Genomic DNA, 13345 nt, shown 5'->3' with positions numbered 1-13345 from the left:
TTTGCAGCAATGATTTTTTACAAAACTGATGAACAAGTAGAACTGATGAAAATCAGTGCGCTTCTGGTAAGTGATACCTTAGCCGAAATTGCAAAAATTTTACGCCCTGGTTTAGCAACAATTGAAATTGATAAACTGGCGAACGAATATATTTTAGATAATGGTGCCGTACCGTCATTCTTTAATTATGGTGGCTTCCCTCACCACATTATTACCTCGGTTAACGATGTTGTTGTACATGGATTTCCGGGCAAGGAAATACTTAAAGACGGTGATATTATTTCTGTTGATGTTGGCGTAATTAAAAATGAATACCACGGTGACCATGCTTATACTTTTGTTATCGGCGATGCCAGCGAGGAAATTTTAAAATTGGTTAGAACTACCAAAGAATCTCTTTTTATTGGAATTGAGCAGGCTGTTGTTGGTAAACGTTTAGGCGATATCGGTTTTGCAATTCAAAATCATAATGAAAAGCAAGGTTATGGTGTAGTTAGAGATTTCGTTGGACATGGTCTAGGCAAAAGCATGCACGAAGCTCCACAAGTACCAAATTATGGCAAACGTGGCAGTGGTTTAATGTTAAAAGAAAACCTAACAATGGCGATAGAACCTATGATAAATCTGGGTAAAAAAGATGTCTTTATCGAAAAAGATGGCTGGACAGTTAGAACCGTCGACGGAAAACCATCTGTACATTTTGAGCATGATGTATGCGTTAAAAAAGGTAAAGCACTTATTTTATCTGATTACACACCTATTGAAGCCGCAGAAAAGAACAACATCAACTTAAAAATTAGCTAGTCTTAAAGTTTTGAAATTTCGCCTTTTAATTTCATTATTATTTATAGGGGTTTATTGCAATGCCCAAGTTCTGAAAAAACGAACTACTATGCTTATGGGCGGTCGTTTTGAGATTACGATTGTAGCTAAAACTGCCGCCCTTGCTGAGCAAAATATAGATACCGTAATTAATGAAATCAGCAGAATTGAGTTTCTGATTTCTGATTGGAAGCCAACTTCTCAGGTTTCGGAGGTAAATCGAAATGCCGGAGAAAAACCTGTAAAAGTTGACAAGGAAGTTTTCGAACTAACCAAAAGAGCAATTAAGCTCTCGCAACTTACTAATGGCGCTTTCGATATCAGCTTTGCAGCGATGGACAGAATCTGGAAATTCGATGGTTCGATGACCGAAATGCCCACAGCAGATTTGATTAAAAAATCGGTTGAAAAGGTTGGCTATAAAAATATAATCCTTGATAGTATAAATTCGACTATCTTTTTGAGTAAAAAAGGCATGAAAATTGGCTTCGGCGCTCTGGGTGAGGGTTATGCCGCAGATAATTGCCGCGATATGATGCTTGCTAAAGGTATTAAAGCGGGTATTGTAAACGCTACAGGCGATATGAGTACTTGGGGCAAACGGCCAAACGGGAAGAAATGGCTTGTTGGCATCACCAATCCATACAATAAAGACAGTCTTTTTGCTGCAGTGCCGCTCTACAATAGCGCCGTTGTAAGCTCTGGAAGTTATGAAAAGTTTGTAATTTTCGAAGGAAAAAGATATTCGCATATTATTAATCCGGCAACCGGTTACCCCGCAAGCGGCTTAAGTGGCGTTACCGTTTTAGGACCTGATGCAGAATTGGCAAACGGTTTGAGCACATCGATAATGGTTTTGGGCAAAGATGCAGGATTGAATTTTATTAAAAAATTCCCAACGTTTAGCTGCATTATGTTTAGCGATAGCGGTGAAATTTTTCTATCTGATAATTTGGATAAGAAAACTATTGAACGCTGGAAAAAGATGTTATAGTTTTTTTAGCAGTAATCTTTAACCACAGATATACTCAGATAAACACTGAGTTTTTTGCTTAGCAAACTTACGAAGTCTAAATGTAGCAAGTGAAAAGAGACTTCGCAAGTTTAGCCAAAAGCTCCAGGTTTTTAACTGCCTTTCAAACCTAAACCCGATAGCAGTGGATGCCGATTTTTCTTCGGCAGAAACGAATAGCGGGACTAACGATTAAAAAAATCTTCTGCCATTGCTTTCCAAAAGAAATCTAGCAATCTTTTAATAGCAATCCATTAATATCTGACCGCGAGATTGGTAAAAACTAACACTTTTGCTTGCATTTTTCTGGCATAAAATCTCAAGCCATTCAATTACATCATTCTGCATACTTAACGAACCGCAAAGCATGATTGTGCCACCATCTTTTAAAGCATTGTAAACCAATTCGGCATCTAGGGCAAGCAAATCTTTAACATATTGCTTTTCGCCCTCGCGTGATAAAGCCACGTTTAATTTAGTTAACTTATCAGCTTCTGTATTAATTGCACTTTCGTAGAGTTCAAAAGAAACCTTATTTCTAAAACCGCAATATAAATGGATATTTCTGCCTTTGCTAAATTGGTCAATCATGCCTAAAAACGGTGCAATTCCGGTTCCATTTGAAACCATAATTACCGTTTTTGCTTTTGATGGAAAATGAAAATGCTCATTTTTTAAAAGTGCAGCATTTACGGTTTGTCCAACTTCCAAACGATGTAAAAAGCCCGAACCTAAACCACCATCGTGCAATTTAACGCTCAATTGAACATCTTTACCAACTTTACCAATTGAATATTGTCTCTCGCGATGATCGTTTGCCGGATAAATTGCCAGTAAATCGCCAGAAGTAAATCTCTTACGTTTTTTAGGACTTAGCCTGATGATAAACGAGGTTTCTTCGTGAATTGAAACTTTCTTATCAACCACAGAAAACTGATTTAACTTTACAGGTTTGGTTTCCAAAAGTTTCGAAAGCAATGTTAATTCTACATCCGAACTTTGTGCCCACAAAGTTGCCCATTTTGTAAAATCTTCAGGCGACCTATCGTTAACCGTATGGATTTCGAGCAATGGTTTTGCCCAGCTTTGATAAGATAATGCGTTATTTACTTCGTAACCAAATTTACAAAAATCGGGATATGAATGTGAACCAAATGCAACCACCGAAAAATCGATTTGATTTGGCTGCTTAATTTTTTCTAATAATGATAAAAATTTAGATGAATTGGTTGGTGCCTCACCTATGCCATAAGTGGCGGTTAAAACGATAAGCTGCTTCGCTTTGGGGAAAATTTTATAATTATTTAACTGCCCGATGAATGATGTTTGTCCGTTTTTTAACAACTGCTGATGAATTGCTTTTGCAAAGCGAAAAGTAGTTCCATTTTCAGAGCCGACTAAAATAATATATTCTGCTTGCTCAGCTTTATATTTATTTTTAACCTGACTCGACCTTCTCTTCCACCAGATTACAAAACCTGAGTAAATAAAAAACAAAATATTTGCAGATGCAATTGCTAAAATGATTGCCCAAATCGCATTGGTGCGACCGGTATGCAAATCCATGCTTAAGGTAGTTAACAACTTTGCATTCGAAAATGGTTGTTCAGTTAAAACATCACCAGTTATTTGATTAACAGTTATTTCCTTATCCTCAAGTTTGATGGTGAAATAGTCCTCTACATCCTCAGAAAACGGAAATTCGATAGATTTTAATGCAGATAGTTTTGTGTTTTTGAAAACATCGAAATCTGCCATTTTCTTTTCAGGATCAGTTTTTATAGCATCAAAATCAACTTTATGAGAAATTTTCTGTTCTTTGATTACCTCAAAGGTTTGTAAAGACATTACTGTTCCCGTGATGGAAATAATAATTATAGGAATTAATAAAAGCCTGCCTAAAACCACGTGGTAATATTGGGCGAAGTTATCTTTTACAATTTTAGCGAAGAATTTCTTTAAACTTCGCTGTCTTTGAATAATTAAAACGGTACCTGAAGTTGCAATCAGAAATAATAGAAACGCGGTTAAACCTATAAAAAATCGGCCAAGTTCGTGCAAAAACAAAGAACGATGTAATGAAGTTACCCATTGGAAAAATTCATTTTCTTTTGCAACCTTACCTAAAGTTTTTCCGGTTTTTGGGTCAATATAAAACTTACCCGCATTATCGTTTGCATCAGTTGCGTCAATAACAACAAATTGATTGTTATCAACCGTAACCTCAATAATATCGGTATAGTTTTTTGTAAGGTTTGGGACTAAATCAGCAATGCTAAGCTGATTAAAATCTTTAGCCTTGTAAGGTTGAATTTTTTCGGTTACCGGCTTAAAAGAAAGGATAATACCCGTTACGGATGCAAGGGTTAAAAAAAGAAAAGAAGATACAGCCAGTGCTAAGTGGCTGTATCTCCAAATTGAAATTGTCATTTAAAAAAATTATTAGTTCGCACTTAAACGAACGTATCTAATGTAACCAGTACCTTCAGTTTTAGCCGCAATACCTTCAGTTGTTAAAGGCACTTCTAAATCTTTAACGATGTATTTTTTATCCTCAACAGCCGATTCGAAACGCAACGTATATCCTTTGTTAATTTTTGAATCTTCTATTTCGAAAGTTGTTACACTTCTATCGCCACCAGTTACCGATGCGCCTGTGATTGCACTAAGGTTTGTTGGTTTGCTTTTGTAGAATTTATGCCATTCTTTAACATCAGGATACCATTTTTTATCAGAACCCATAACGTAAAGTGTCTTTTCATAAGCGCCTTTAGCATCAACTAAAGAAACAACGATGTAAGCACCTTCTCCAACATAATTAGTCATTTGCAGCATACACTTGTATTTAGTAGTTTTTTGCGCCATCGAGGCGAAAGAAGTAGAAAATACAATACCCAATCCTAGGCATACTTTATAAATATTATTCATTATTTTATTTTAAAAAGTCAATCGATATTTTGTTCTTGGTAAGAAATTCGTTTTCAGTAGCTAAATCGTAAGGTGTTTCTTTAAAATCTGTAGTTACATCTTTTTTAGCACCGATAGAAACTAAATATTTCATTAATTCGGTTTCTTTAGCAGTCATAGCAGCTTTGTGTAATGCAGTATAACCCTCTTTATTTTTAAGATTTACATCAATTTTTAATGGCTCAATGCGTTTCAATAATCCTAAATCATTTTTAGCAACGGCAATATGATATAATGAATTTCCGTTATCCTGCACTTTTTTAACATCGAAACCTTTATCTGCAAGCAATTTGTATTTAGCTTCAAAATCTTCCATACCGCGTGGGTTATATGCCTGGAAAAGATAAGCAGCCAGGTTATCGCCGTTTTTATCTACAACATTTAAATCTGCGCCTTTTTCAATTAAGAACTTTACTACTTCAGCAGAATTACCACGTACAGCTAAATCTAGAGCAGAAACACCTTTAGCATTTACCTGATTAATGTTTTTAACGTTTTTTGCTAATAATTCGATAGTTGCTAAATCTCTGTTAAAGCCCGAAGCATTCATAAATGCAGTGTTACCGTCTTTGTCGGTTTTGTTAACATCAACTCCTTTTGAGATAAAATAATTGATAATTTCTTCTTGCTTTGGTCTGCGTACAACATTGTGTAAAGCCGTTTCGCCATTGCTTCCTACCGCTGTAGGCTTAATTTTTAAGCTTTCCAAGTATTGAAATACTTCTAAACCATTAGAAGTTCCTCGTCCACCTTGACTTGCCATAATCATTGCATTATCAGTAAACTTAACCCCTTTTTGAATTAATTTCTTCATCAAATCGATGTTTCCGCCTCTTGCAACATAGTTGAAGGCTGTATTCCCAGCAGCATCTTTGCTGTTTAAATCCAACCCTTTTGAGATGAAATAATCAGTTAATGTTAAATCTTTATCATTAGGAATGGCGATTAGCAAAGCGTTTGCACCATCGTGGTTTACATCCCTTTTTAAATCAAAACCATTTTTTAATAGTAAATCGTAAACTTTTGGGTCTTTTTGACCACCAACTGCCGCAAAAGTTAATGCGCTATAACCATGGCTATCCTGAATATCCGTTTTAGCACCGTTTTTTAATAAATATTCCATTACCGGAATATTTCCTTTTGATGCAGCCCAAATTAAATAAGTACGGCTGTCGTGCGTTAATTTATTTACATCATTTCCTGGTTGGGCCAAAAGATATAAAATAGATTCAGTTGGTGCGCCGCTATTTATAGCAAAAACTGTTGCATCAAATGATGATGGATTTAATTGCGATGGGCTACTTCCCTTTTCAATTTCTGCTTTAATTGTTGCTAAATCGGTATTTCCTTTCCAGAATGCCTGATCGAAAAAAGCGTTTTTTTGAGCTTGTGCGCTCAAAGATGCTACTGCTAAAATAGCAAAGATGATTTTTTTCATTTTAGAGCTATATATTATTGTTATAATTCAAATTATCATTCAGATATTAGAATTTCGGCTAAGTTAACAAGAATCATTCTAAATAAAGATTAAAATCAGTGTAATTTAGTAATTACAGTTGTATAATAATCATTATAAAAAATTCAACTTATTAATTTACAAATATTTAACTACACGAAACTATTTAAATACAGTCTAAATAAATTCTAATTCTTTGGCAAAAGTATAATTTAGATTTGCCATCAAATGACTTTAAAGGGAGAATTAAGAACGAAAAAAGGAATTAATGTTTTGATTGATTCGTGCTGACAATTCTAATTAATTGAGCAGATTAAAAAATAAAATTATAAGTTAGCGACAGAAAAACCGTTATAGCTTTTAAATTTACTCGTTTCAAAACAAACATTAAACAGTATTAAACATGAACATCAAGAACCTCTTTTTATCAACGATTATCGGATTATTAGCACTCACCATGTATTCTTGCAAGGCTAAAAAACCACTCGCAAAGGCAGAACCGGCACCGGTTTCGAAACCAACGCCTCCAGTAGAAGAGAAAAAACCTGCACCCGAGCCAGTAAAAGAAGAAGCACCCGCACCAGCTGAAAAACCTAATTTCAACTTAGATAATATTCAATTCGAATTTAATTCGGCGGTTTTGAAAACAGCATCTTTTTCAATTTTAGATAAGGCTGTTGCTGAAATGAAAAAAGAGCCTAATAAGAAATTTGTATTAAATGGCCATTCATCGGCAGAAGGAACGCCGGAACATAATATGTCTCTATCAATTGACAGAGCAAATTCAGTAAAATCTTATCTGGTAAATGCGGGTTTAAACGCATCTAACTTTAGAATTGTTGGTCATGGAGAGAAAGAACCTGTGAGCACAAATAATAGTGAAGAAGGTAGAATTTTAAATAGAAGAACAGAAATTAAGATTGACAATTAATAAAAAAATGGCCCTGACAAAATCAGGGCCATTTTTTTATTTTAGTCTATTGCTCTGATTCTTCCATACGTTATTTCAGCATCAACTGGTGCATCAGCAGGATAAGAAATAAATTTTAGAGTAAGTCTATCATTCAGGATAGAAAATTTTGCCTTTTCAAATAATACCCTGCTAACTTTCCTTTTTGTAGCAATCCCTGCTGAATTAATATCTACATCTTCGCTAATATTAATTGTCAGGTTATCCCCGTCTATTTTATAAACACCATTAACCTCGCCAGATTTATATGAGTTGGTCCAAATTTCCATGGAAAAATCGCCACCAGCCTTAAAAATTACCCTTCTACCCATTCCGCCGCTCATTCCAGCCTCTTGCCAAGCGCCTGTGAGTACATCTTTTTCAGCTTCAGATTTTTCTTTTTTGCATGAAGTAATTAAGATTATCAGTGAGAACAGTAATCCAATGGTTTTGAGTTGAGTTTTAAACATAGCTTTAGATTTTTACTTCAGAAACGAAAAAAATATAAAAAACGCTACAGCTTAATAATCTTCGTTTTCCATTCCGGCTTCAAGGCGTTTAAGCTCGGCATCCATATCTAACATTGCCATTTCCTGCTTTGCAATTAACTCTCTGCAGGAAGCAAGCTGGTTCCGCAAATCGAAAATTTCTTTCTGAAGTTCGATTAAACTTTTTCCGGTTTCTTCCTGAGTTTTTCTAAGTTCGAGACGGGTCATAAAACCACCCTCACTTAAAAAAATTTCTAAACCCGATTGTTTTCCAATTAATGCCGGCAATGGATGCCCGTGAACCTCACCAATCAACATAATTAGGTTCAACTGATTTAATAACTGAAGGTATTCAGACGCGAGGATTGCATTACCCCTGAATATGTGAAGTATCCTATCAGTTTTAACATAGTCTTCATGCTGAAACTCTTGTAGTATTCTATCTAAAAGTTCGCATTTAGCTGATGTTAAGTTAGTAGGAAACCTGTCCATTACTATTATTTTGAGGGATGATAAGCGTGTTAGGGATTGTAAAATTGATTACAAAAAATAAATATAGAAAATTTTCTAATGGTTTTTAATTTCAGGCTGCTTATTGCATCATTTTTAAGCTTTTAGAAAAGAAAAAAATAAAACCATTTTGTTTATAAGGCAAAATTCGAAAGTTTATATTTTCAAAAACTAAACATCAAATTCCTCTATCTTTTAAATTGTTACAGCTTTTTGTGGCCACAATATAAAATAAACATCAACATTCAATACATTAGCAAATATTAATTATCTTTTTGATGAAAAAAATATCTACACTTCTATTTTTAGCAAGTTTCGCATTTTCGCTTAACGCCCAAACCATTGTAAACCGCAATACTGATATTGATAAAATGGTTAAATCAGTTAATGCCGATTCATTGAAGTCTTACATTTCGAAAATGGTTTCTTTTGGTACGAGAAGCACCATCAGCGATACAAAAAGCAAAACAAAAGGAATTGGTGCAGCAAGAAACTGGGTAGTTGCTAAGTTTAATCAATTTGCAAAGCAAAGAGATGGAAGATTAACAGCTTTTTTAGATACCGTTACCATAAATTCTGATGGAAAACGTGTGGATAAACAAATCTTATTAGGTAATGCAGTTGCTATTTTGAAAGGTACAGATGCCAATGATAAGAGAGTTTTTGTGGTAAGCGGTCATTTGGATAGTCGTGTAACCGATGTAATGAATAGGGTTAGTGATGCTCCAGGCGCAAACGATGATGGTAGCGGCGTTGCAGGCGTTATTGAAGCCGCCAGGATAATGAGCCAATATAAATTTCCGGCTACTGTAATTTTTGTTGCAGTAAGTGGCGAGGAGCAATCTTTACTTGGCTCTGGTTTTATGGCAGCTAAAGCTAAAAAAGAAGGCTGGAATTTAGAGGCCATGCTTAATAATGATATGATCGGTAGTAATAATGCCAGCGAAACTCAAATTATAGACAACACTAAACTTCGTGTTTTTAGCGAAGGATTACCAGCTTACGAGTTGGATAAAAATGCAAAAAACATCCGTCAGTTTGGTTTAGAAAATGATGGTAAAAGTCGCCAGCTTGCACGTTATGTAAAAGAAGTTGGTGAGCGTTATGTAGATCAATTAGAAATTAAATTGATTTATCGTAATGATAGGTTCTTACGTGGTGGAGACCATACGCCATTCGTAGAGAACGGATTTGCTGCAGTAAGGCTTACAGAAATGAACGAAAATTTCGAACATCAGCATCAGGATTTAAGAACTGAAAAGGGCGTTGTTTATGGCGATTTAATTGAATTTATGGATTTTGAATATCTAAGAAAAAACACAGCAGTTAATATTTCAGTTCTTGCAAATCTTGCCAAGGCACCATCTATGCCAACTGAAGTTAAAGTTGATGTTAAAAACCTAAGTAATTCTACTTTTCTTTATTGGAAAGCTCCTGTAAACGGTAACATTAAAGGTTATTACATTTTAATGCGAGAAACCAGCAGTTCGGTTTGGCAAAAGAAATTTTTTACTACAGTTACAGAAATCCGTTTGCCTTATAGTAAAGATAATTATCTTTTTGCTGTGCAAAGCGTAGGAAACGAGGATAACGAAGGCCTTCCTGTTGTACCTTCAGTTGGAAGATAAAACTTTTTAACTGGTTCATTGGTTGGTTAGTCATTAGTTATTTGGTTAGTTCACTCGTAATTGTAAATTTAATTCGCGGAACTAACCAACAATAAACAATCTTCCAACCTTTAAACTTTCCCGCAAATAAGAAAATCTAAAAATGAAATTTAAACCTTTAGCTTTTATCATCAACATAGCTTTAACGCTTGGCGTTGGTGCATTAGGCGGTTGGGCGACTGCAAAATCTATTCAAACCTGGTATCCAACCTTAAATAAACCTTCATTTAATCCGCCAAACTGGTTATTTGCTCCAGTTTGGACAAGTTTGTACATCATAATTGGCATTGCAGCCTATTTGGTCTGGACAAAAAGATATAAGATTGAACACTTACCGCGTACGGTTGCACTATATTTAATTCAATTAATTTTAAATTTAAGCTGGTCGTTTATCTTCTTTTATTTGCATGAGATTGGTTTTGCACTAGCCGAAATTATAATGCTGCTCATTGTAATCATTGCAAACGCAATTACCTTTTATAAAATCGATAAAGTTGCAGGCCTCCTATTCATCCCCTACATACTTTGGGTAAGTTTTGCATCATTTTTAACTTATAACATTTTTATCCTCAACTAATTTTAAAAGAAAACCCTTATTTTTAGGGAGTGGTAGCTTTTAAAAAATACTTGCTGATGCTTCTCGTTTTGTGCTGTTTCAAATTACAGGCGCAAAAAGTTGGTTTGGTATTTAGCGGCGGTGGCGCAAAAGGATTGGCCCATATTGGAACTTTAAAAGCCTTAGAAGAAAACCACATTCCTATCGATTACATTACAGGAACTTCGATGGGTGGCATTGTTGGGGCGATGTATGCTGCCGGGTATACGCCTGCTCAAATAGAAAAAATTGCCACCAGCGATGAATTTCAAAACTGGGTTAACGGAAAATATACCAGCGATTACACCTATTTCTTCGAAAAAAATGCACCAAATGCATCAATGCTCACGGCAAAAGTCGCGGTCGATTCTGGCTTCCATTTTAGCTTTCGCTCAAATCTGATTAATGATATTCCATTAAATTTCGCATTCCTGGAGTTATTTTCGCAAGCATCAGCAGCATCAAAAGATAATTTCGATAATCTATTTGTACCTTTTAGATGCATGGTTGCCGACGTGCTTTCACAAAAAAGCATTACTGTTGATAAAGGCAGTTTAGCAGAAGCTGTACGGGCTACAATGACAGTTCCGATTATTTACCGACCGATAAAACTGGATGGCAAATACGTTTTTGATGGCGGTTTGTATAACAATTTCCCTGCCGATGTAATGCAAAAAGAATTTGCTCCAGATTACATTATCGGTGCAAACGTATCTTCAAAAACCTATAACGAATATCCTAAAAGCAACGATGAAAGGTTAATGAACCGCTTTTTGGTTTTCATGTTCCTCTCGAAATCAGATTCGACTATGGTTGGTAAAAACGGCATTTACATTCAACCAGATTTAGCAAACTACAGCGTAACAAATTTTTCTCCGGTTAAGGATTTAATACAAAAAGGTTACGATGCGACTATGGCCGATATGGAGCGAATTAAAGCACTTATTAAACGTAGGGTAAATGAAACTGACCTCGCAATCAGAAGAGAGAAATTCAACAGAAAAAAACCAGACTTTGTTTTCAATAACATTACCGTAACTGGCGTAAATGCGCAGCAAAAACGTTATGTTGAGCGCTTATTTAAAAGCGATAAAAAAACCTTCAACCTTGAAGATATCAAACGTGGCTATTATAAGCTTGTAGCCGACCAAACTTTCGAAACCATTTATCCGAAGATTGTTTACGAGCCTGCAAACGATAGTTACACTTTTGAAGTGGTGGCTCAACCTAAAAAAAGCTTTAAACTCGATTTAGGTGGAAATATATCCACCCGACCAATTAGCAATGTTTTTTTAGGTGCGCAGTATAATTATCTCAATCGCAAGGCTTACACTTTTGGTACAAGCTTTTATTCTGGCCGGTTTTATGAATCAGTACAGGTAAGCGGACGAATAGATTACCCTACAAAACTACCGCTTTTTTTAGGCGCTGAGTTAACTTACAATCACTGGAATTTTTACAACACCAGTCAGATTTTTATTGAAAACCCCCGCCCTATTTACATTGAGCAAGCCGATAGAAAGATCGATTTAATGATGGGCTTTCCGTTGAATTACAACACTAAAATTGTATTACATTCTGCTTTTATCAACAATCAAGATGAGTATAGTCCGAATAATTCCTTTTCTGTTGGGGATATATTAGATCAAACTGTTTTTAACGGATTTAAGGCATCTTTAAATCTAGAGAAAAACTCGCTAAACCGTAAACAATATGCCACCCGCGGACAAAGCTTTACCTTAAGTTTTAATTACACTACAGGGAGAGAAAACTATAATCCAGGCAATATTTTCAGAAATATAGTTCCACCAAATACGATAAAACCTTTCAATCAAATCAGACAATGGGGTAGCATTAAGTTATCGCAAGAAAATTATTTCCTTCACCTAAACAAATATACGTTAGGCTATTTAGTTGAAGGTGTAATTTCAAATCAGCCGCTGTTTAACAATTATTATTCGACGCTATTGGTTTCGCCTGCATTTTACCCCTTGCAAGATAGTCGATCGCTTTTTTTAGATAAATTTAGGGCTTCTACTTATGCTGCAGGTGGCATTAAAAACATTTTCAATATCAGAAAAAGTTTAGACGTGCGATTAGAAGGCTATTTATTTTTACCGCACAAAGAATTCGAATTGAATAATTTACAGGATATTGCTTACGCAAAAGCCATTAGTAAGTTACGCTATGCAGCAACTGCCGGGGTGGTTTATCAATCGCCACTTGGTCCGGTAAGTTTAAGTTATAATTTATATAATGATGCGATTAAAAGAAATGGTGTATTATTGCATATTGGTTACTTAATTTATAATAAACGTTCTATAGAATGAAAAGAGGATTTATCTTATTTTTTCTTTGCTTAACCAGCACTTTTGGTTTTGCACAAACTTCGGCAATTAACAACTTTTTAGTTAAGGAGAACCTCTTAAAAAATAACAAATTAGCCATTATTGCGGCCGATTCGCTCGATAATCCTAACGAAAACATAAACGGCTCCTATACTTTTAGTGTTAGCGGTTTTACGCAAAGCTTAAAATTTAATGATGGTATAGCTGTTTTACCATTGCCAATTGAACGCTCTACTTTTGTGTATTTAAAACATCAGAATGATGCAGGTACACATAGCAAACTTGTTTACGTTTATAAAAAAGACAGCGATTTAAGCCCTTATCCAATAAATAGTTTATGGTTATTTATCATTCCGATATTGTTGGTGATAATTGCTTTTGCCTTTAGAAAACTTATCATTTTCGCCGTAATCATCTTCTTGGTTTTTGTGTATTTTAATCACAGTAGTGGATTAAATCTGGCAACATTTTTCGAAAGCATTTTTGATGGATTAAAGAATTTATTTTAAAGCAAATTCCTTTTTGCAAAAA

Annotated in this window: 12 protein-coding genes; 7 read left to right on the top strand and 5 right to left on the bottom strand. The window is 35.1% G+C overall.

What is annotated here, in order from left to right:
- Nucleotides 1–9 precede the first annotated feature (9 nt).
- Nucleotides 10–804: a type I methionyl aminopeptidase gene (gene map / locus R2Q16_RS08755; RefSeq protein WP_316736495.1), complete on the top strand. Its 795-nt coding sequence runs from the start codon at nt 10–12 to the stop codon at nt 802–804.
- Between the two features lie 88 nt (nt 805–892).
- Entirely contained in the window at nt 893–1816 is a 924-nt protein-coding gene (locus R2Q16_RS08750; RefSeq protein ID WP_316736494.1) for an FAD:protein FMN transferase, read from the top strand.
- A gap of 258 nt (nt 1817–2074) precedes the next feature.
- On the opposite strand, the gene R2Q16_RS08745 is transcribed toward R2Q16_RS08750, so the two are convergent.
- From R2Q16_RS08745 to R2Q16_RS08735, 3 genes are read right to left on the bottom strand one after another with little or no spacing between them, the layout of a single operon-like run.
- Nucleotides 2075–4264 carry a PepSY domain-containing protein gene (locus R2Q16_RS08745; protein ID WP_316736493.1) on the bottom strand — a complete coding sequence of 730 codons (2190 nt, stop codon included), beginning with the start codon at nt 4262–4264 and terminating at the stop codon, nt 2075–2077.
- A gap of 12 nt (nt 4265–4276) precedes the next feature.
- Nucleotides 4277–4762 carry a DUF2271 domain-containing protein gene (locus R2Q16_RS08740; protein ID WP_316736492.1) on the bottom strand — a complete coding sequence of 162 codons (486 nt, stop codon included), beginning with the start codon at nt 4760–4762 and terminating at the stop codon, nt 4277–4279.
- 4 nt (nt 4763–4766) lie between these two features.
- Nucleotides 4767–6239, bottom strand: a complete 1473-nt coding sequence (locus tag R2Q16_RS08735) for an ankyrin repeat domain-containing protein (protein ID WP_316736490.1) — start codon at nt 6237–6239, stop codon at nt 4767–4769.
- A gap of 421 nt (nt 6240–6660) precedes the next feature.
- Here R2Q16_RS08735 and R2Q16_RS08730 point away from each other — a divergent pair, with 421 nt between their 5' ends.
- A complete protein-coding gene (locus R2Q16_RS08730; protein WP_316736489.1) occupies nt 6661–7188 on the top strand; it encodes an OmpA family protein in 528 nt (175 codons plus the stop codon).
- 41 nt (nt 7189–7229) lie between these two features.
- On the opposite strand, the gene R2Q16_RS08725 is transcribed toward R2Q16_RS08730, so the two are convergent.
- Together R2Q16_RS08725 and R2Q16_RS08720 are read right to left on the bottom strand one after the other, a co-directional pair.
- Nucleotides 7230–7676 (bottom strand): hypothetical protein, encoded by a 447-nt coding sequence (locus tag R2Q16_RS08725; protein ID WP_316736488.1) that lies wholly within the window; start codon nt 7674–7676, stop codon nt 7230–7232.
- 51 nt (nt 7677–7727) lie between these two features.
- The gene (locus tag R2Q16_RS08720; RefSeq protein WP_316736487.1) at nt 7728–8186 is read right to left on the bottom strand and encodes a hypothetical protein; all 459 of its coding nucleotides are present in this window, start codon (nt 8184–8186) and stop codon (nt 7728–7730) included.
- A gap of 296 nt (nt 8187–8482) precedes the next feature.
- Between R2Q16_RS08720 and R2Q16_RS08715 the strand changes: the two genes are divergently transcribed.
- The 4 genes from R2Q16_RS08715 (at nt 8483) to R2Q16_RS08700 (ending at nt 13323) form a co-directional block, all read left to right on the top strand.
- Nucleotides 8483–9832, top strand: a complete 1350-nt coding sequence (locus tag R2Q16_RS08715; RefSeq protein ID WP_316736486.1) for a M28 family metallopeptidase — start codon at nt 8483–8485, stop codon at nt 9830–9832.
- A gap of 142 nt (nt 9833–9974) precedes the next feature.
- Nucleotides 9975–10448 carry a TspO/MBR family protein gene (locus R2Q16_RS08710; protein ID WP_316736485.1) on the top strand — a complete coding sequence of 158 codons (474 nt, stop codon included), beginning with the start codon at nt 9975–9977 and terminating at the stop codon, nt 10446–10448.
- 56 nt (nt 10449–10504) lie between these two features.
- Complete coding sequence (locus tag R2Q16_RS08705; RefSeq protein ID WP_316736484.1) at nt 10505–12796, top strand: patatin-like phospholipase family protein; 2292 nt, start codon at nt 10505–10507, stop codon at nt 12794–12796.
- On the top strand, nt 12793–13323 hold the full coding sequence (locus R2Q16_RS08700; protein WP_316736483.1) for a hypothetical protein: 531 nt from the start codon (nt 12793–12795) through the stop codon (nt 13321–13323). The genes R2Q16_RS08705 and R2Q16_RS08700 overlap by 4 nt, the downstream gene beginning before the upstream one ends.
- Nucleotides 13324–13345 lie beyond the last annotated feature (22 nt).

The organism is Pedobacter aquatilis, assembly GCF_032678425.1.
Lineage (GTDB): Bacteria > Bacteroidota > Bacteroidia > Sphingobacteriales > Sphingobacteriaceae > Pedobacter > Pedobacter aquatilis_B.
This window is presented reverse-complemented; position numbering and strand designations above follow the sequence as displayed.

Coding starts and splice junctions, on each gene's coding strand:
- R2Q16_RS08740 (WP_316736492.1), bottom strand. CDS start 4,762: ATGAATAATATTTATAAAGTATGCCTAGGATTGGGTATTGTATTTTCT.
- R2Q16_RS08710 (WP_316736485.1), top strand. CDS start 9,975: ATGAAATTTAAACCTTTAGCTTTTATCATCAACATAGCTTTAACGCTT.
- R2Q16_RS08745 (WP_316736493.1), bottom strand. CDS start 4,264: ATGACAATTTCAATTTGGAGATACAGCCACTTAGCACTGGCTGTATCT.
- R2Q16_RS08750 (WP_316736494.1), top strand. CDS start 893: ATGCTTATGGGCGGTCGTTTTGAGATTACGATTGTAGCTAAAACTGCC.
- R2Q16_RS08705 (WP_316736484.1), top strand. CDS start 10,505: ATGCTTCTCGTTTTGTGCTGTTTCAAATTACAGGCGCAAAAAGTTGGT.
- R2Q16_RS08720 (WP_316736487.1), bottom strand. CDS start 8,186: ATGGACAGGTTTCCTACTAACTTAACATCAGCTAAATGCGAACTTTTA.
- R2Q16_RS08725 (WP_316736488.1), bottom strand. CDS start 7,676: ATGTTTAAAACTCAACTCAAAACCATTGGATTACTGTTCTCACTGATA.
- R2Q16_RS08715 (WP_316736486.1), top strand. CDS start 8,483: ATGAAAAAAATATCTACACTTCTATTTTTAGCAAGTTTCGCATTTTCG.
- map (WP_316736495.1), top strand. CDS start 10: ATGATTTTTTACAAAACTGATGAACAAGTAGAACTGATGAAAATCAGT.
- R2Q16_RS08730 (WP_316736489.1), top strand. CDS start 6,661: ATGAACATCAAGAACCTCTTTTTATCAACGATTATCGGATTATTAGCA.
- R2Q16_RS08700 (WP_316736483.1), top strand. CDS start 12,793: ATGAAAAGAGGATTTATCTTATTTTTTCTTTGCTTAACCAGCACTTTT.
- R2Q16_RS08735 (WP_316736490.1), bottom strand. CDS start 6,239: ATGAAAAAAATCATCTTTGCTATTTTAGCAGTAGCATCTTTGAGCGCA.